Source organism: Brasilonema bromeliae SPC951 (assembly GCF_012912135.1).
Classification (GTDB): domain Bacteria; phylum Cyanobacteriota; class Cyanobacteriia; order Cyanobacteriales; family Nostocaceae; genus Brasilonema; species Brasilonema bromeliae.
The window spans coordinates 35580-52622 of record NZ_QMEB01000008.1; the positions used below are offsets into that span (position 1 = coordinate 35580).

Consider the following 17043-nt stretch of genomic DNA (forward strand, 5'->3'; position numbering starts at 1 on the left):
AACATCCAGTCCCAAAATGCGAAAATATAACCAAAGTTTTTCTCATAATGTTTGGGGTCTACACTATTTAAAACATCCTTTGAAACACTAATTTACCCATAATAAGACTCTTTTTTGTAGCAAATAATCCTGTTTTCTGTGGTCGTTAGTATAGTAATACGACCATAATTAAGTTTGCAAGGACAGTTACTCCCTTCCCGCCAGAAGAATACCTAATTTAACGATTAGCAATAAGACGAGCCAGTGCGTTGCGGGGGTTTCCCCCGTTGTAGCACCTGGCGTGCCAAGGACGCCAAGAAAACCAAAAAGAAGATAGGTAATCTTGCACCGCGAAGGGAGTAAGACAAGTTTTGGATGCCTGGCTGAAAACTCACCGAGCAATAGGCACACGGTACTCCATACCTGCCTGAGTACAGGTACAGTGTAGGTAGTTCAAATTCCTCATCTCTATAGTGTTAGACCAATTCACACCTGAATTTTCCCGTCCTCATCGGCGACTACCTAACCAAAGGTGGCAAATTTATCCTCAAAAAACAGAATTAGCGCAACAGATGGCGCAAACAACGAGTTTATCGCCCTTAATCAACCAATTGTTGATAAATCGGGGTATTGAAACGCCAGAACAAGCACAAGTTTTTTTAAATTCAGGAAACCTGATATTACCTTCGCCTTTGGAAGACTTTCCTGATTTGGGAATGAGTCTGGAGTTATTGCACAATGCGATCGCCCCTTGGGCGGGTCCCCTTGGGACCATCGCGCCAAGCGCAGCGCCAGAGGCGATCGCCTCTCAAGAGAAAATCGCCATCTGCGGTGACTACGATGCTGACGGAATGACAAGCACTGCTTTACTTTTGCGTAGTCTCCGCTGGCTGGGTGCTCAAGTCGATTATGCTATCCCCAGTCGAATGCATGAAGGCTACGGTATCAATAAACGCATTGTTGAAGAATTCCATAGCGAAGGTGTAGGATTAATTCTGACTGTAGACAATGGCATCTCAGCTTTTGAACCAATTGAGCGAGCCAGAGAACTTGGTCTAAAAGTTATTATCACCGACCATCATGATATCCCTCAACAATTACCTCCAGCACACGCCATTCTCAATCCCAAACTGATACGAGAATCTTCTCCTTACCGAGGTATTGCTGGTGTTGGTGTCGCCTACATTTTGGCTGTGTCCCTTGCTCAAAAATTGGGACAAGCTAATGATGACATCTTAACTTCGATGCTGGAACTTTTTACACTGGGAACGATTGCAGATTTAGCTCCCTTGACTGGCGTAAACCGCCACTGGGTAAAAAGTGGTTTGCAGCACTTACCCAAATCCAAGCTACCTGGAGTGCGAGCGCTTATTCAGATGTCTGGGGTGCACTTGAGTGGAGGACAAGGGGACGAATCAATTCAAAATTCAAAATCGCGTAGCGTTGATCGCGAAGCGACGCAATCTCAAAATTCAAAATCGTTAAAGCCGGAAGATATTGGCTTTCGCTTGGGACCGCGAATTAATGCAATTGGTCGGATTGCTGATCCGCAGATTGTGATCGAATTGCTGACGACTGACGATATGGGGATAGCGCTGGAAAAGGCGATGCAGTGCGAAGCAATTAACCGTCAGCGTCAGGAAATGTGCGAGCAAATTGAGAATGAGGCAAGAGAAATTGTAGAAATAGAATATCTCCCCTCTCTACAGGAAGACCGCGTGTTGGTTATTGTACAACCTGACTGGCACCACGGTGTGATTGGTATTGTTGCTTCTCGCTTGGTGGAACGCTACGGTGTCCCGGTCTTTATTGGCACATATGAGGATGAGGGGCAGATTCGCGGTTCAGCGCGTGGAATTCCAGAGTTCCATGTGTTTGACGCTTTAGAATATTCTCAGGATTTGCTTGGAAAATTTGGCGGACACAAAGCTGCTGGGGGCTTTTCTTTACCATCAGAGAATTTAGAAGCATTGCGATCGCGTCTGAGTGAGTTTGCAAATCAGTGTCTAGAACCTCAGCACCTAAAACCACTTTTGAAGATTGACACATCGGCTTTACTCAATCAAATTCATCATCAGTTTTATCAACAGCTTAATGTATTAGAGCCGTGCGGAATCGACAACCCAGATCCCGTATTTTGGACATCTAATGTTCGAGTCATTGAGCAACAAATAGTGGGCAAGGGTCATATCAAGCTGACCATAACACAAACTATTGATGATTCGGAATACAAAATTAAAGCGATCGCCTGGCGCTGGCGTGAGTACTTTCCTCTACCGCCGCGACTGGATATCGCTTACAAACTACGAGAAAACCACTTTAATGGCAACACTACTATCGAGTTGGAGTTACTTGGTGTTAGGCTTCCAACCCAGTCTCACATTTTTTTCGCTGCACACTCAGCGCCTTTAAGAACCACTTTTGAGTACAATCAATGCCACTACACGTGTGGGATTTATAAAAACGGTTCTGTACCAGAATTGAGAATCGGAAATCCTGACGGCAAAATTCTAGCCGTTCCGCTAGGACACAGCATCGGTTTACTGGGAAGCAGTCGTCAACAGGCTATACAAGTTGATGTTTCTCAACCCCAATACAACCAGATTCTTCAAACTGCTCTTCAAGCTTTATCAATGCTGAGCAATCAGTACTAAGTACTGAGGCATTTCCACTTCACTCCTGGTACTCTGTTCTCAACACTCGGATTATAGGTCGCCGTTGCGAAATGCCAGTACAAAAATGACTGCAGGGCCAGCTAACATAATGAGTGCAACAAAAAGTAGTTGAAAAATGACTTCCCAATGAATATTGCCTAAACCACTGAATATATTGAATATAGCGTCCATTTGTCCTCCTTTAAAATAGCTATGTCATTATCAAACCCGCAATAGATCATATCCGGCGATCGCCCATCGCCTTTAATTTACTTAACAAAAGTATAAAAAAAACTATAAAGACTGAAAACAATAGCACGTTCACAATAGGTTTTTCGTCATGGCAACTTGGCAATGTGTTAAGCAATGTGGAGCCTGCTGTCATCTTGATCCAGCAGATCGTCCTGACTTACATGAGTATTTATTACCAGAAGAACTAGAACTGTATCTGAGCATGGTTGGTGAAGGAGGATGGTGCATAAATTTCGACAAAGACTCGCGAGAATGTCGCATTTACCCAGATCGTCCGCGATTTTGCCGTGTAGAATCAGAAATCTTTCAGGATATGTACGGTATTGAGCCGGAGGAATTAGACGATTTTGCGATTGACTGTTGTCGTCAGCAGATAGAGGGGGTATATGGGGACAGAAGCTTGGAGATGTTGCGCTTTGATCAAGCAGTAGGTATTTGACGAAATTGGGAAAAATCTTTCTCTCTCAAGAAATACAGGGAACAGGGAATAGGGAACAGGGAACAGCTCGTAGGGTGGGTATTGCGAACAAAAGCCTATGTGATAGACGAGATATTAGTTCGCAATGCCCACCAGATCTCAAAACCGGTGTAAACGCCTCCCGTACCGGGTAGGTGTAAGGTTTCTTGCGGAATTAGCTAAATTCTGGGTTGCTATTTGTAAAAAATCTTGAGAAAATGATAAGAAAATGAAAACAACTGACGAGCAAAACAATACTACCTGTGAAACTTGACTCCAAGCCCTTGAACCTTGCTACATCTGGGACCCAAAGCCAGCTAGAGCAAAAAGATGAACTAGACTGCAATTGTGCAACTACGTTAGTTGAGGTGTCGTCACCTTTGGTTTGTGATAAACCGACTAAGCCACAAACCCCAGTAGTTATCTTCGCAACTACATTTTTGACCATCTTTCTGGCGGAAATTGGTGACAAGACACAGCTATCCACTCTGTTAATGAGTGCGCAATCACAATCTCCCTGGATTGTGTTTTTGGGATCTGGGACAGCGCTAGTCATGACGAGTCTATTGGGTGTCGTGTTAGGCAGTTGGATGGCTAGCAGACTCTCCCCAAAAACTATAGAAAAAGCAGCAGGTATAACGCTGCTGCTAATTTCCCTAATGTTATTTTGGGATTTGGGATTTGGTAATTAATAATTCTCAGTCACTAATAAGCACTCTTAACTCTTGACTCTTGACTAACTATGGATTGGCATCTTTTAGGATTAAGCTTTATTACGGTTTTTTTGTCAGAATTGGGTGACAAAAGCCAGTTAGCGGCAATTGCGCTTTCAGGTCGTAGTCAATCTCCACGTGCGGTGTTTTTTGGTACAGCTGGCGCACTGGTTTTGACTAGCTTTTTGGGAGCGTTAGCGGGGGGAGCGGTGTCAGAGTTATTACCCACAAGGTTGTTGAAAGCGATCGCCGCCGTGGGATTTGCCATACTCGCAATACGCCTATTATTTTTTAACAACGAGGAATGAAGTGTTTTATGATTGATAATTCATCATTCCTCATCCTGTTATCGTCGCCAACACCAGCTCAAAAGTGTGCCACCTACCAATAGTTTTACTGCTTCCAAAATCCAGTAACCACCATGCAGTATATTCATACTTGCTGGAATTTCAGCAGTTGTTTCAAATAGGTTCAGTTCGATTCCGATGGCAGACATTTGCGGAGTTAACAAGTAGGTGTCAGCCAAAGCTATGGCGAGCAATACCACGGACAAAATAATTGCACCGCGACGCCACTGAGATTGGCTGTTGCACAAAGCTAACACGCTGGTTAACACTAAGCCAGCAGACAGTAATTCGATACGATTAAAATTCCAGAAAAGCACATAGCCCGCTGAAGCAAAATTGGCTTGAGTCATCATGCCAGAAACGTAAAGGCTAGGCATAATTACCCAATCCAAAAACATGCTGGCACTGAGCCAAAAGCCTAAAGTTAATATGGCAAGACTTTGCCAAATCGGTCGCTTAAGTTCGAGGTTACTAACTGCATTCATAATTGTGAATAATTGCGTGTGTTTATATCTCTAGTTTCTAACTTAACAAAGCACTATGACAACAGATGTCAATTTTCTTTTACAAATTTGTTATAACTTTGCAAAGTTATTTAGGTATTTTTTACTTCAGTAGACCGTCACAATTATTTGTAGGATGGGTAGAGCGTAAGCGTTACCCATCAAAACGAATGTAAATGTTGGGTTTCGTCCCTCAATCCAACCTATATTTAAGTTTTACATTTAATTCTGTCTACCTATTTAGTTGCGGTTAATTATTAAAAGTTATGAAGTAGTTTTAAGATAAATAAAGAAAAAGTTTGAGAAAAACATAGAACACAGAAAAGTAAATCGTAAAATCAAGTTATGGGGCAAGTTTGTCACCCGTTATAGATCCACCGGATGCAAAACAATGCGTATAGCATTTTTATTCAGTACAGCAATTGCTTGTACAGCAGTCATAGGCGGATACACTGCGGACTTGAGTCAAGCGGTTCAGTTACGAGATGGTAAAGTCTATTTTGTCCAACCGCCGAGCCTGCTGAGTGCAGTGACGACCTACAAGGATACTTATGTATGGGGCGCAACATACTACTTTACCATTAGCCTGCCAGAAAATGCTGGAGAACCGCTGCAAAGAATTACAATTAACCAGCGTGAAGGAGTAGATAGTGTGCGCTTTGACTTGCGAGACACTTCTGCTTTTGAAGGAACGCCTTCCAAGGAACGTCAAAAGCTTGCTTTGAAAGATGTGACAAGGGACAACAAAACCAAAACACTATCGCTCACATTTGACCCGCCAGTACCTCCAGGTAGAACTATTACACTAGCTCTCAAGCCAGTTCAGAATCCGACGGTTGCTGGTGTCTACCTATTTGGAGTCACGGCGTTTCCGCCGGGAGAGCAACCTCATGGTCAATTTCTTGGTTATGGAAGGTTGCAATTTTACAATTTTGGTTTTCGGTTTTGACCAAAGCTAAGGGTGTAAGGGTGTAAGGGGAGCCAGTGCGTTGGGCGGGTTTCCCGACTTGAAGCACCTGGCGTTGTAGGGGTGTAGGAGTGTAGGGAATAAATAAGTGGAGGCTTGTAGCCCCACTTATTTTAGACCACCAAAATCGTAGATTTGGTGAGGGCTTGTACCCTTATTGGTTCCGGGGCAGGGTGTACAAAAATATCGTTTTTTCTTTCCCCCTACACCCTTACACCCCCATTCCCCTACACCCTTAGTTTTGGTCAAGACTCAAGAGTTCTTTTGCGTGCAAGTCTTGGCTGATAATTTCGCCTTTTCGGTCAAACAATACAGTACCAACTTTCAGGGCAACATTAGCATATTTTTGCACGTAAGCAGTAGCTCTCTGACTAATTTTTTCAGCTAGTATCCCAAATACTGATTCTGCCAGTCCTAGTTCGATTAATTTTTTGTGTGCTGCATCTGCAGTCTTAGCATCTAAAATTGCCCGTACTGCTTGTATATCACCACCAACAGCAACAACTGCTGCACTTATAATTTCTAATTTGGCATCTGCTAAATGACTAGACGTATTGAAAATGCCACCAGCTAGCTTAATTAGTTTGCCATGATATCCCAGCAGCAAAACAGAAGTTGCTTGATATAGTCCAGCTTCTACAAGCATTGCACCAATCCAATTGCCAGTTTGCACAACTGCTGACTCTGGTATGCCTAAACGTTGTGCAACTTGCATACCATTACTACCAATACAAAACACCAAACCAGGACAAACTTTGACCTTAGCCTGCAACGACAAACGAAATTCTTCTAAATAGTCAGCCGCTGACAAGGGTTGAGAAATTCCACTGGTTCCCAACAAAGCTAATCCTTCTAAAATCCCAAAGGCTTCATTAGAGGTACGTTGCGCTAATTGACGACCTTCTGGAAGAATAATTGATACAGTTGCGGTTTGGTCTGGGGGAATTAGAGGTAGTAAATTGGTATCAAACAAGCGACGAGCATAACTGTAAATCGCTGGTTCTCCAGAGGTTGTTTTTCCTAAACCCTCTCCCGCTTCTAAAATCAAAGCTTGGGATTGCCTTTGTGACAACTTTACCCAAGCCCAAATAGGCGTGTTTTTTGTTAAATCTAAGTTATCACCTGGATCGCTGAGTGTCACAGCCAAAGCACTCTGGGAGTCTAAAGCTGCAACTTGAGAAATCGAAATTTCTGCTGTTTCAGAAAGCAAATCAATCTCAACTGAGAGTTGAGAATCTATTTTTTCACGCAGATGCATAAGAGCAGCCTTAGCAGCGGCTACTGCAAACACTGGCAGGGTGTAACCTGTACGAGCCATATGATTGTTAAATAAGTTTTTAAAAACATCTTCGCCTCTACTACAGGGAGAATTAAGCAAAGACAATCGACCTTCGTTACTTAGTTGCAATTATATCACTCGGATGCTACCGGATTTGATATCACGAATGCTCCCAAACTACTTTTAAAGGGCCCAGAAAAAACGAAATCCGCCATCACATAAAATTGTCAGGCGGATTCGCAGATATTTTTTAGTGGATCCGAGCAGAGTCGAACTGCTGTCCAGACTGGGTATTGACCCCCCGCTCGTTCACAGGCTTAGCCTTTTTTACCCTCAAGGCGGGGAACGTTCATTATCCCGAACGCTAGGATGCTCTGGTTAAGTCTTAGCTAACAAGCGAACCAGAGACACTTGTTAGAGCATCCGTTGGGGGTTGGTCTCTAATCCTTAACGGAGTCAAACTAGAGACGCTCGAACCGAAAAGAGGTTATTAGGCAGCTACTACAGCTTGCTTACGAGCAAAAGGTACAATGTTGTTTGCATTTACTTTATGTTGAGCCTTGGATTTTCGAGAGACGACTCACTCTCGACCTGTTTCACAAAGTAGCTTTCGCCAACCTGTCGAAACCGTTACGGACCCATGTGTTTTACCTATACTACGATTATAGTACGCCCCACTTGAAATGTGTTACTTTATAGAAAAAAATATAGAAAAAATTTGTGAATTTTTATAGGGGAGATAGCGGGAGTCAGAGAGTGAGAGCGAGGAAAAATTCTCCTTCTCTCCCTCCCTCTCTCCTATTGTCCCGTTTTCCTAACCTAGCGCCTCAGCACCGCTGACAACTTCTAGGATTTGATTGGTAATTGCAGCTTGCCGCGCTTTGTTGTAAGACAAAGTGAGGGCATTCATCAGTGCCTTGGCGTTGTCACTAGCATTGCTCATTGCTGTCATCCGCGCCGCAAGTTCGCTTGCAGCGGATTCTTGCAGCGCCCGTAAGAGCTGGTTACTCAGGTACAGAGGTAATAAAGAATCGAGAATCTGTACTGGATCCTGCTCGAAAATCATGTCACGGGAGAAAGTACGGGTTTGAGCGGTCACTTTCTCTCGTGTGACTTCAAATTCACCACCACGGGTTGTTAAGCGGAAAATTTCGTCATCCTGTGCTTCCAAACCTTGAGCGTCAAGAGGAAGCAGGGTTTGCACCACAGGACGAGAACTCACCAAGGAGACGAACTTGGTGTAGACAAGCTCAACACGATCTACGCTTTCTGACAAGAACAGAGAAAGCAATTGATCAGCAATTTTGTTGGCTTCAGCAGCGGTAGGGATTTGCTCTAAACCAGTATAGGTAGCGTCTATTGGCTGTTCGCGACGTTGGAAATACTGGGTTGCTTTGCGTCCTACGATGACAAATTTGTAGTCTACGCCTTCTGCTTTGAGTTCTTTGGCGCGATTTTCAGCACGTTTGATGACGTTGGTGTTGTAGCCGCCGCACAAACCGCGATCGCCTGAAATCACTAACAGCCCTACTGACTTAACTTCCCGTTTTTTCAACAGTGGTAAGTTTGCTTCTTCAAAACGCAGACGGGTTTGTAGACCGTACAGAACTTGCGCCAAGCGGTCGGCGAAAGGACGGGTGGATAGCACCTGTTCTTGAGCGCGACGCACCCGCGCTGCAGCCACCAGCCGCATGGCTTCTGTAATTTTTTTGGTATTTTTGACTGATTGAATGCGATCGCGTATTGCTTTGAGATTTGGCATAAATTTTGTCCTTAATCGTTAGTCCTTAGTCGTTAGTCAAGAGTCAATAGCCATTAAGCTCTTTACTAATGAACGGCAGGTCGCACCGTCGGGGGAACCCCCGCAACGCACTGCCTCCTAATGACTAATGACTGTTGACTAATTATGCTGTTGCCAAGAAGGTCTTCTTGTATTCGTTAATTGCCTCTTTCAAGAGTGCTTCTTCTTCATCACCCAGTGCTTTCTTGGATTGTATTCCTTGAACGTACTGAGGTTTGCTGGTCTTTAAGTAATCGCGCAGCCCTTTGGTGAAGTCAGTAATTTTATTGACTGCAATGTCATCTAAATACCCGTTGATACCAGCATAAAGAAGAGCGACTTGCTCATACACCGATAGCGGCGCGTTTTGTGGCTGTTTCAAAAGTTCCCGCAAGCGCGCACCGCGTGCGAGCTGATCTTGAGTTGCTTTATCTAAGTCAGAAGCAAATTGTGAGAACGCTTGCAGTTCGTCAAACTGTGCCAATTCCAGCTTCAATTTACCAGCAACTTTCTTCATTGCTTTGGTTTGAGCAGCCGAACCCACCCGTGATACGGAAATACCAGGGTTAATAGCGGGACGGATACCAGAGTTGAACAAGTCGGAAGACAGGAAGATCTGACCGTCTGTAATAGAAATTACGTTGGTGGGAATATAAGCAGATACGTCACCTGCTTGAGTTTCGATGATTGGCAGGGCTGTCATGCTACCTTTACCCAATTCATCACTCAGTTTAGCTGCACGTTCCAACAGACGTGAGTGGATGTAGAACACGTCTCCAGGATAAGCTTCCCGTCCGGGAGGACGACGCAGCAGCAAAGACATTTGACGATAAGCTGTGGCTTGCTTGGAGAGGTCATCGTAAATCACCAGGGTTGCCTTACCCTTGTACATGAAGTACTCAGCAATCGAAGCACCTGTATAAGGAGCCAAAAATTGCAGGGTGGCTGGATCACTGGCGTTAGCGGCGACGACAACGGTGTAGTCCAGAGCACCTTTTTCTTGTAATGTCTGCACAACGTTAGCTACGGTGGAAGCTTTTTGACCGATAGCAACATAGACGCAGATCACGTCTTCTTCTTTTTGGTTGATGATGGTGTCTACGGCGATCGCAGTTTTTCCTGTCTGACGGTCACCAATAATCAATTCCCGCTGTCCACGACCGACGGGAATCATCGCGTCGATAGCTGTGATACCAGTTTGCATCGGTTCGTGTACGGAACGACGCGCCACAATACCTGGTGCTGGAGATTCAATCAAACGGGTTTCTGTGGTCTTGATTTCTCCCTTACCATCAATTGGACGACCTAAAGCATCGACAACTCGTCCAACCAAGGCTTCTCCCACGGGTACTTGAGCAATTCTACCAGTGGCGGTTACGGAGCTACCTTCTTGAATCTCACGACCTTCGCCCATGAGCACCGCGCCCACGTTGTCTTCTTCTAAGTTCTGGGCGATGCCAATTGTACCGTCTTCAAATTCTAGTAGCTCGCCAGCCATGGCCTTGTCAAGACCATAAATACGAGCAATACCGTCACCTACTTGCAGAACGGTTCCAACGTTAGCAACTTTGACCTGTTGGTCGTACTGTTCTATCTGTTGCTGAATAATGTTGCTGATTTCGTCTGGTCTGATGCTAATTGCCATTTGTCTATTTTCTCTTTATTGCGAGACGGAACGATTTTACACTCAGCAGTTAATCAGTTATCAGTTATCAGTTATCAGTTATCACTGTTCACTGTTTACTGTTTACTGTTCACTGATTTAAGAGCCACTTAAACGCAAGGAGATACGGCGCAGCTGACCCCGTAAGCTGGCGTCAATGACTTGAGAGCCTACCTTAATAATCACACCACCAATTAACTCGGGGTCAATTTTTGTATCTAATTCGACCTCGCGAGCCTTAGTCAGTGCGATGACTTTATCTCTGACTGCTTGTTGCTGCTCCTCTGTCAGGGGAACTGCAGAAATCACTTCCGCCAGAGCAATTTGTTTCAATTGCCGCAACAGCGTCAAATATTGCTGTAAAACTGGTTCCAGCAATGAAATGCGCCGTCTATCTACCAGCAGCAATAAAAAATTGCGGAAGTATGCATTAGCGCCGTCACCAAGGATACGGTTGATGACTGCCTTTTTGTCATCTAGCCCCACAAATGGGTTCTCAAGAAAATTTCTCAGTTGCTCACTTTCAGAAAGCAAGCTTAGCAAGGAACGCACATCTTCCCCGAACTGATCTGTTAAATTTTTGGATTGTGCGACTGACATCAACGCCTCTGCGTAAGGCTGGGATATTTCCGCCATTGCGATATTACTTTTCATCCCTAACCTCCCAATAGCGCTATACTGCGGTCAATTAATTGCTGTTGAGCGTCGTCAGCAATTCCTGTCTGCAGTTCAGACTCGACTTTTTGCAATGCCTTAGACACTAAATATTGTTGCAGTTCGCCGATCGCCCGCTCTCTTTGTGTGTCTAAATCCCTAGCAGCTGTTTCTTTCAAACGTTCCACATCTTCTGCTGCTCGTGTCAAAATTGCTTCACGAGTTGCCTGTGCGTTTTCTTCAGCTGCTTTACGGATGCGTTGCGCTTCTGCTTGAGCCTGCGTCAACTGTTCCTGTGCCTTAGACAAAGCAACAGCTGCGTCCTTTGCCTGCGCTTCTGCTTCTTTGATTACCGTTTCAATATTTGAGCGTCGTTCGCTGAGGATATTGCTAAGAACTTTACGCCCAAAGTAAAATAATATGCCAACCAGAATCGCCAGGTTAATCAGATTGGTTTCAAAAATGTCTATGTTTAGACCGAAACCACCTTCTGAATGACCATTCGCTACCGCTTCTGTGGCAAGTAAAAAACTACTTCCAATGATACCCATCTACAACTGCGCTGCTCCCTTGCTTAGTAGGTTGAAAATTCCCTAAGGGAAAAAAGTGCCACTTTTGACACTTATTTAACCGTTGTGGGACGACATGCGCCCCGCTACGTATATACTTATCGAATTGTTGTGAGATCGCGCATTGAGCCGCTCTATTTAGCCAAAACAGGTCCCAATAGTTTTTCTAGTATCTGCCTGCTCAGAGCATCTACCTGTTGATCTAAGGAACGTAAAGCTTCCTGCTTTTGCTGTTCTATTTCAAGAGCCGCTTGTTCTCGTTGAGCTTGAGCTTCCTTTTGCGCCTCAGCTATTTTCTGAGCAGTCGTTTTTTGAGCTTCTGCTTGAGCTGCAGCGACAGTCGCTTGTGACTGTCTACGAGCTTCTGCTAATTGTTGCTCATATTCTTTAGTTAATCGCTCAGCTTTAGCCAAGCGTTCACGAGCTTCAAGGTTATTCGTTCGGATATAGTTATCGCGATCGTCTAATGCCTTGGTCAGTGGCTTATAGAAAATAACATTCAATAGAGCTGCCAATAGCAGGAACTGCACTGCCATCAAGGGCAAGGTTGCATCGAAATCAAACATTTCTCTCCTCTTTGGCTACAACAGCAGTTTTCACGGGCGAAAAATCATCTTACTTTTCATCATCGTCGAGACCCCATAGCCATCAAGGGTCAACTTTTTTTCACAGTTATCAAGTACCAGCCGCAGTTATCAGTTATCAGTTACCAGTTATCAATCTTCACTGTTTACTGTTTACTGTTCACTGTTCACTGTTCACTGTTCACTGATTAACTCAGCTATAGAGACGTGAACATTCACGTCTCCAAAACTAAGGAAAAGTTTTAGGTTTTAGGCAAATGGGTTAGCAAACAGTAGTACTAGGGCAATAACCAGACCATAAATGGTAAGGGATTCCATGAATGCCAAGGTTAACAGCAGAGTACCGCGAATTTTACCTTCTGCTTCTGGTTGACGAGCAATACCTTCTACTGCTTGTCCTGCAGCATTACCTTGACCAATACCAGGACCAATTGCAGCCAAACCAATTGCTAACGCAGCAGCAAGAACGGAAGCAGCAGAAACTAATGGATCCATGTTGATTTTCCTTACCTTGAGTACAAAACGAACGATTTTTGTGTTTAGACTTTCGATTTTAGATTTTGCAACGAAAGCGAAAATTCGGGCATCCAAAATCTAACTTGACATCAACTGAGGGTTCTAAGCAGTGATCAAGTACCAGCCGCAGTTATCAGTTATAACTCTTTATTGATCACTGTTCACTGTTCACTGTTCACTGTTCACTGATTTTAATGTGCTTCCTCATGCTCTTCGCCACCATGTCCCTCCATCGCCTCATGAATGTATGCCGCTGCTAAGGTGGCAAAAACCAAGGCTTGAATGGCACTGGTAAACAAACCTAAAGCCATCACTGGCAGAGGTACAAACAGAGGAACCAAAAGAACCAGCACTCCTACGACTAATTCATCCGCCAAAATGTTACCAAATAGACGGAAGCTTAGGGAGAGGGGCTTGGTGAAATCTTCTAGAATCGCGATCGGTAATAGAACCGGCGTCGGCTCTATATACTTTTTGAAGTACCCCAAACCACGCTTGCTAAAACCTGCGTAAAAGTAAGCTAAAGAAGTCAACAACGCCAGTGCTACTGTCGTATTAATATCATTGGTTGGAGCAGCCAACTCTCCCGATGGAAGTTTGATGAGCTTCCAGGGAATCAAAGCACCCGACCAGTTCGATATGAAGATAAACAAGAATAGTGTGCCAATAAACGGCACCCAAGGACGGTATTCTTTCTCTCCAATCTGGTTTTTTGTGAGGTCCCGAATAAATTCCAGAGCATATTCCATTAGGTTTTGGATACCGCTGGGAATTTTTTGGATGTTTTTAGTAGCAGCTAGTGAAGCTACGACCAGGATACCAATCACAAACCAAGACGTGAGAAAGACCTGTCCATGCAGCTTTAAATTGCCTAACTGCCAGTAGAAATGATGACCTACCTCTAGTTCTCCAAGGGGAACAGAAGTTAGGGCATTCAGAAAATTCACCATTTTCCTAACCTAATCTATCATTTCTCCAATCTTACCTGGAGAAGTGGAGCGGGTTCGCGGGGTGGATTTTCCTCTTGGAAAAGTTCTGTCCTCCCGCACAGTTTGAGCGTTGCTGTATGGTTACCGGAACTTTGACAAGTCAGAGGCAAATGCTCCTCTAACTACGTAAATGAGAAGCGTTGCTTTATAAGTAAGAAATCCCAGAAATATGGGCAAAATTTCCAGTTGATTCCATCGCGATGCTAGTAGAATCACCCCTACTAGTAACGCAAATCGAGTTTTACTCAACTGTTTTTTTTCTCCACTCAAACGCTCAACATCTTTTGCCAACATCCTCAAGTAAACCACACCTGTACATGCTCCAAGCAAATAATTTAGGGCAATGTTCAGGGAATAAAATATCCAAACAGAGAAAAATATAATCCCTGTCAAGACAAGAGTGATGAGCAACAACTCTTGGTAGAGTTCATAGAACTCGCGCATCGAGTTGTCTGGTTCTGTGTCCTCAAAACCAGGTCTTGAATCTTGTCGTGTTGTTGGTGTGGGATCAGTTGATTCGTTTGACAAGCTCACGGGACTTGAAACCAGTACAGCTAATTGTGTTGACTGCATCTTCAGCCAGCTGAATCATATCACGATTGGGTAACAATACTTTAGAAAAAAACAATTAACTTATTGTCACCAAACAAAAGACATCAGGTAGATGCACCAAGCACAAAAAGGATAATTGACACGGAAAATATGGATGAACAGGACAAATCTTTACCAATCCCTCTATCCTGAAATTCCGTGTTGACAGCTGTGGCGAGACGAGGAGTCGCAATCAACTTGAAAGGTAGATCTCCTCTTAATTTCTATTCTACCTTCTCCCTCGTCGCCTGCTTTGTTTGGATTTTGGCAGTTTGTTTGGTTATCTGGCAATACAGGGAACAGGGAGCAGGGAGCAGGGAGCAGAGAGCAGGGAGCAGGGAGCAGGGAAAAAAGTGTTTCTTTTATTCATAGCGGGTGGTACGCCGTTATAGTGCGCCTGCCCATATTTTGCACTCCTCCTGCCAACAACCGCCTGGGGTTTAAACCCCAGTCTGATAGTAAAAGTCGTCTTTAGACGACTGCATAAGCCTTTGAGTTTACTTTAGTAGACTTGAACTGTGAGCCTCCCAATTGATTCTGAGGCGGACGAGGTTGTGTTCTTGAAAGTGTTGCAAAATGTCAGTTTTGTCAACTTGGTGTCAACAAAATCAGCTGCTGCTTCAGGAGCGTTCTCACTCCATCTAAATCCAATGATGAGCCAGCTAAAATCTCCCCTACTGTTAACAAACCATCGCAGCTTTCTAAAAACTTCAACTCTTCTGGTGATAAATTCACAATCTGGTAATCGTAGTTGAAGACACATTGACTGGGAAAACCATCCATACAAGGATTTCGCTCAGCAATTGCCGTTAATAAATCATTATCCGCTGACCAATCAGCCTTTGGTAAAGGTGGACGACTCAGAAAAAACTCGTAGTGAGTCACTTCTGGATCTAATAACTCTATCAAACGATAACGCTCGATCTCGCCTAACTTAGCTACTCGTTCCATTAACTCTGGCGCTTTGCCCAAAAGTCTGTCTATCTGCCAAAAACCCGGATTTGAGAAACCAACAAAATCTAATCCGGAAGCAGAAATTAGTTCAAACAACGTCTCAATGTTATAATCTATCTCCTGCGGATGCACGTACATATCAGCAAAGCACTCATCCCGTTGATTTTCTAAAGACCAACGTTCTCGTTCTCGCTTGACAATACGGTTATTTTCTGGTAATGAAGCGAAGATTTGCCGACCAACTTGAACACCATCACGGTAATCACCGCGCTTGTCACCTTGGAGGAGTGCGATCGCCCTTTGCATAAGTTGAATTTCCCACCGTCCCAACTCCCCATACACAAAAATGTGCATCAAGCCACCTGGGGCTAACTTCTTTGCCAAAGCTTGAATACCGCGAATCGGGTCAGGTAAATGGTGCAACACACCAACGCAGTTGATAAAATCAAACTCACCCGACAACTGTTCCACATCATACAAACTCAGGTGATGGAACTCAACACGGTTTGCACCAGAACGTTTACAGCGTTCTTGAGCAACTTCCAGCGCCCCAGCACTAAGATCAATGCCCACAACAGAAGCCGTAGGATTAAGATGGACGAGGTATTCAGTCCCCACTCCCGTACCGCAACCAGCATCTAAAATACGGATATCTTGCTTTTGGGGTTTTTGACCAGTACAGAAATTATAAGCAGCTAACCAATTCCAGCGCCAGTTGTAACCAGGAGGCGGTTCATCTAGTAAAGGTTCTGGCGGGAAGGGGTAGGTGTTGTAAAGTTTGGCAACAGCAGCGCTAATAGTTTGAGAATCGGACATATACAGCAGAATTCAGGAGTCAGGAGTCAGGAGTCAGGAGTCAGAAGTAAAAAGGGTTTTCTGTCTGCCTTTTAGACCTCAGTACTGTACTTCATTTACTTGCAATGTGCAGTAGCAGTTCTCAGGTGTTATCAAAGTTTACAGATTTTTATACACCTGATTATCATTTCTCTTGCCAACTCTGAAGATATCAACAAGCAAATTTTCATCATCAATCGTATACAGAATTCTGTACTCTCCTTGATCTACGCGATAACCACCTTCATAACCTTTGAGTGCTTTGTAGTCTTGAGGTCGAGGATTGCTCTGGAGCGAGAAAATCTTCGATACGACCTGTTTAAACTGTTTCGCAGGTAAATCAATCAAGTCTTTCTCAGCAGTTTTGGCAATTCTCAAATCATAACGCTCACTCATCCCCACGACTAGCAATAATCGCTTCTAGTGTGGTAAAGCCGTCATTTTGCTCAACAGCACGACGCAGTTCAGCAGAGTCAATAGCATCTTCTATAGCTTCCAGCAATCTTAAGTCTTCTAGACCAATAATCGCCCCAACAGCCTTGCCATGACGCTGAATGAGAATGCGCTCACCCTTATATTCAGCACGATTAATGAGTTCTTGAAAATTAGCACGAGCTTCAGTTGCACTTACAGCAGTCATACCGCCTCGCTTATGTTGATTGAAGTCAATGAGAAATATTGTACATTTTTTTTAAATTAGGTAAATTGTACAATTTGTATAATTATAGCAGTTTCTAATTTTGCATTAGTTTTGGGGC

19 protein-coding genes and 1 other RNA gene are annotated in these 17043 nt (G+C 44.0%); 5 read left to right on the forward strand and 15 right to left on the reverse strand.

Features of this window, described 5'->3' with window-relative positions; translation table 11 throughout:
* Positions 1-452: 452 nt before the first annotated feature.
* On the forward strand, positions 453-2633 hold the full coding sequence (locus DP116_RS02110) for a single-stranded-DNA-specific exonuclease RecJ (protein ID WP_339381560.1): 2181 nt from the start codon (positions 453-455) through the stop codon (positions 2631-2633).
* Positions 2634-2684: 51 nt separating this feature from the next.
* Here the strand turns inward: DP116_RS02110 and psb30 are convergent, their stop codons facing one another.
* Positions 2685-2825, reverse strand: a complete 141-nt coding sequence (gene psb30, locus DP116_RS02115; protein ID WP_211173030.1) for a photosystem II reaction center protein Ycf12/Psb30 — start codon at positions 2823-2825, stop codon at positions 2685-2687.
* Positions 2826-2973: 148 nt separating this feature from the next.
* Here psb30 and DP116_RS02120 point away from each other — a divergent pair, with 148 nt between their 5' ends.
* The 3 genes from DP116_RS02120 (at position 2974) to DP116_RS02130 (ending at position 4363) form a co-directional block, all read left to right on the forward strand.
* Positions 2974-3324, forward strand: coding sequence for a YkgJ family cysteine cluster protein (locus tag DP116_RS02120; RefSeq protein ID WP_169153600.1), 351 nt, complete (start codon positions 2974-2976; stop codon positions 3322-3324).
* Positions 3325-3605: 281 nt separating this feature from the next.
* Positions 3606-4034: a TMEM165/GDT1 family protein gene (locus tag DP116_RS02125; RefSeq protein ID WP_169153601.1), complete on the forward strand. Its 429-nt coding sequence runs from the start codon at positions 3606-3608 to the stop codon at positions 4032-4034.
* 50 nt (positions 4035-4084) lie between these two features.
* Positions 4085-4363: a TMEM165/GDT1 family protein gene (locus DP116_RS02130; protein WP_169153602.1), complete on the forward strand. Its 279-nt coding sequence runs from the start codon at positions 4085-4087 to the stop codon at positions 4361-4363.
* A 38-nt stretch (positions 4364-4401) separates the two neighbouring features.
* On the opposite strand, the gene DP116_RS02135 is transcribed toward DP116_RS02130, so the two are convergent.
* Positions 4402-4887: a DUF4149 domain-containing protein gene (locus tag DP116_RS02135; RefSeq protein WP_169153603.1), complete on the reverse strand. Its 486-nt coding sequence runs from the start codon at positions 4885-4887 to the stop codon at positions 4402-4404.
* A gap of 409 nt (positions 4888-5296) precedes the next feature.
* Here DP116_RS02135 and DP116_RS02140 point away from each other — a divergent pair, with 409 nt between their 5' ends.
* Positions 5297-5854 (forward strand): DUF2808 domain-containing protein, encoded by a 558-nt coding sequence (locus DP116_RS02140; protein WP_169153604.1) that lies wholly within the window; start codon positions 5297-5299, stop codon positions 5852-5854.
* Positions 5855-6107: 253 nt separating this feature from the next.
* Here DP116_RS02140 and cbiD read toward each other — a convergent pair whose 3' ends face one another.
* The 13 genes from cbiD to DP116_RS02205 form a co-directional block, all read right to left on the reverse strand.
* A complete protein-coding gene (gene cbiD, locus DP116_RS02145; protein WP_169153615.1) occupies positions 6108-7190 on the reverse strand; it encodes a cobalt-precorrin-5B (C(1))-methyltransferase CbiD in 1083 nt (360 codons plus the stop codon).
* Positions 7191-7402: 212 nt separating this feature from the next.
* Positions 7403-7791, reverse strand: a transfer-messenger RNA (tmRNA) gene (gene ssrA, locus DP116_RS02150).
* 174 nt (positions 7792-7965) lie between these two features.
* On the reverse strand, positions 7966-8913 hold the full coding sequence (locus DP116_RS02155; RefSeq protein ID WP_169153605.1) for a F0F1 ATP synthase subunit gamma: 948 nt from the start codon (positions 8911-8913) through the stop codon (positions 7966-7968).
* Positions 8914-9055: 142 nt separating this feature from the next.
* A complete protein-coding gene (gene atpA, locus DP116_RS02160; protein ID WP_169153606.1) occupies positions 9056-10576 on the reverse strand; it encodes a F0F1 ATP synthase subunit alpha in 1521 nt (506 codons plus the stop codon).
* A 117-nt stretch (positions 10577-10693) separates the two neighbouring features.
* Positions 10694-11248 (reverse strand): ATP synthase F1 subunit delta, encoded by a 555-nt coding sequence (atpH, locus tag DP116_RS02165; protein WP_169153607.1) that lies wholly within the window; start codon positions 11246-11248, stop codon positions 10694-10696.
* Between the two features lie 2 nt (positions 11249-11250).
* Entirely contained in the window at positions 11251-11799 is a 549-nt protein-coding gene (locus DP116_RS02170; protein ID WP_169153608.1) for a F0F1 ATP synthase subunit B, read from the reverse strand.
* A 152-nt stretch (positions 11800-11951) separates the two neighbouring features.
* Positions 11952-12383 carry a F0F1 ATP synthase subunit B' gene (locus DP116_RS02175; protein WP_048868381.1) on the reverse strand — a complete coding sequence of 144 codons (432 nt, stop codon included), beginning with the start codon at positions 12381-12383 and terminating at the stop codon, positions 11952-11954.
* A gap of 267 nt (positions 12384-12650) precedes the next feature.
* Positions 12651-12896, reverse strand: coding sequence for an ATP synthase F0 subunit C (atpE, locus tag DP116_RS02180; protein WP_015112744.1), 246 nt, complete (start codon positions 12894-12896; stop codon positions 12651-12653).
* 212 nt (positions 12897-13108) lie between these two features.
* Positions 13109-13867, reverse strand: a complete 759-nt coding sequence (gene atpB, locus DP116_RS02185) for a F0F1 ATP synthase subunit A (protein ID WP_169153609.1) — start codon at positions 13865-13867, stop codon at positions 13109-13111.
* Positions 13868-13987: 120 nt separating this feature from the next.
* Positions 13988-14440, reverse strand: coding sequence for an ATP synthase subunit I (locus DP116_RS02190; RefSeq protein ID WP_048868465.1), 453 nt, complete (start codon positions 14438-14440; stop codon positions 13988-13990).
* A gap of 645 nt (positions 14441-15085) precedes the next feature.
* Positions 15086-16267, reverse strand: coding sequence for a class I SAM-dependent methyltransferase (locus DP116_RS02195; RefSeq protein WP_169153610.1), 1182 nt, complete (start codon positions 16265-16267; stop codon positions 15086-15088).
* A gap of 138 nt (positions 16268-16405) precedes the next feature.
* On the reverse strand, positions 16406-16681 hold the full coding sequence (locus DP116_RS02200; protein WP_169153611.1) for a type II toxin-antitoxin system RelE family toxin: 276 nt from the start codon (positions 16679-16681) through the stop codon (positions 16406-16408).
* Complete coding sequence (locus DP116_RS02205) at positions 16674-16925, reverse strand: type II toxin-antitoxin system Phd/YefM family antitoxin (RefSeq protein ID WP_169153612.1); 252 nt, start codon at positions 16923-16925, stop codon at positions 16674-16676. The genes DP116_RS02200 and DP116_RS02205 overlap by 8 nt, the downstream gene beginning before the upstream one ends.
* Positions 16926-17043 lie beyond the last annotated feature (118 nt).

What these genes read in the sequence shown, in the direction of transcription:
- DP116_RS02195 (WP_169153610.1), bottom strand. Translation starts at nt 16,267, where the DNA reads ATGTCCGATTCTCAAACTATTAGCGCTGCTGTTGCCAAACTTTACAAC.
- atpE (WP_015112744.1), bottom strand. Translation starts at nt 12,896, where the DNA reads ATGGATCCATTAGTTTCTGCTGCTTCCGTTCTTGCTGCTGCGTTAGCA.
- DP116_RS02140 (WP_169153604.1), top strand. Translation starts at nt 5,297, where the DNA reads ATGCGTATAGCATTTTTATTCAGTACAGCAATTGCTTGTACAGCAGTC.
- DP116_RS02135 (WP_169153603.1), bottom strand. Translation starts at nt 4,887, where the DNA reads ATGAATGCAGTTAGTAACCTCGAACTTAAGCGACCGATTTGGCAAAGT.
- atpA (WP_169153606.1), bottom strand. Translation starts at nt 10,576, where the DNA reads ATGGCAATTAGCATCAGACCAGACGAAATCAGCAACATTATTCAGCAA.
- DP116_RS02205 (WP_169153612.1), bottom strand. Translation starts at nt 16,925, where the DNA reads ATGACTGCTGTAAGTGCAACTGAAGCTCGTGCTAATTTTCAAGAACTC.
- DP116_RS02170 (WP_169153608.1), bottom strand. Translation starts at nt 11,799, where the DNA reads ATGGGTATCATTGGAAGTAGTTTTTTACTTGCCACAGAAGCGGTAGCG.
- DP116_RS02200 (WP_169153611.1), bottom strand. Translation starts at nt 16,681, where the DNA reads ATGAGTGAGCGTTATGATTTGAGAATTGCCAAAACTGCTGAGAAAGAC.
- cbiD (WP_169153615.1), bottom strand. Translation starts at nt 7,190, where the DNA reads ATGGCTCGTACAGGTTACACCCTGCCAGTGTTTGCAGTAGCCGCTGCT.
- atpH (WP_169153607.1), bottom strand. Translation starts at nt 11,248, where the DNA reads ATGAAAAGTAATATCGCAATGGCGGAAATATCCCAGCCTTACGCAGAG.
- psb30 (WP_211173030.1), bottom strand. Translation starts at nt 2,825, where the DNA reads ATGGACGCTATATTCAATATATTCAGTGGTTTAGGCAATATTCATTGG.
- atpB (WP_169153609.1), bottom strand. Translation starts at nt 13,867, where the DNA reads ATGGTGAATTTTCTGAATGCCCTAACTTCTGTTCCCCTTGGAGAACTA.
- DP116_RS02175 (WP_048868381.1), bottom strand. Translation starts at nt 12,383, where the DNA reads ATGTTTGATTTCGATGCAACCTTGCCCTTGATGGCAGTGCAGTTCCTG.
- DP116_RS02120 (WP_169153600.1), top strand. Translation starts at nt 2,974, where the DNA reads ATGGCAACTTGGCAATGTGTTAAGCAATGTGGAGCCTGCTGTCATCTT.
- DP116_RS02130 (WP_169153602.1), top strand. Translation starts at nt 4,085, where the DNA reads ATGGATTGGCATCTTTTAGGATTAAGCTTTATTACGGTTTTTTTGTCA.
- DP116_RS02155 (WP_169153605.1), bottom strand. Translation starts at nt 8,913, where the DNA reads ATGCCAAATCTCAAAGCAATACGCGATCGCATTCAATCAGTCAAAAAT.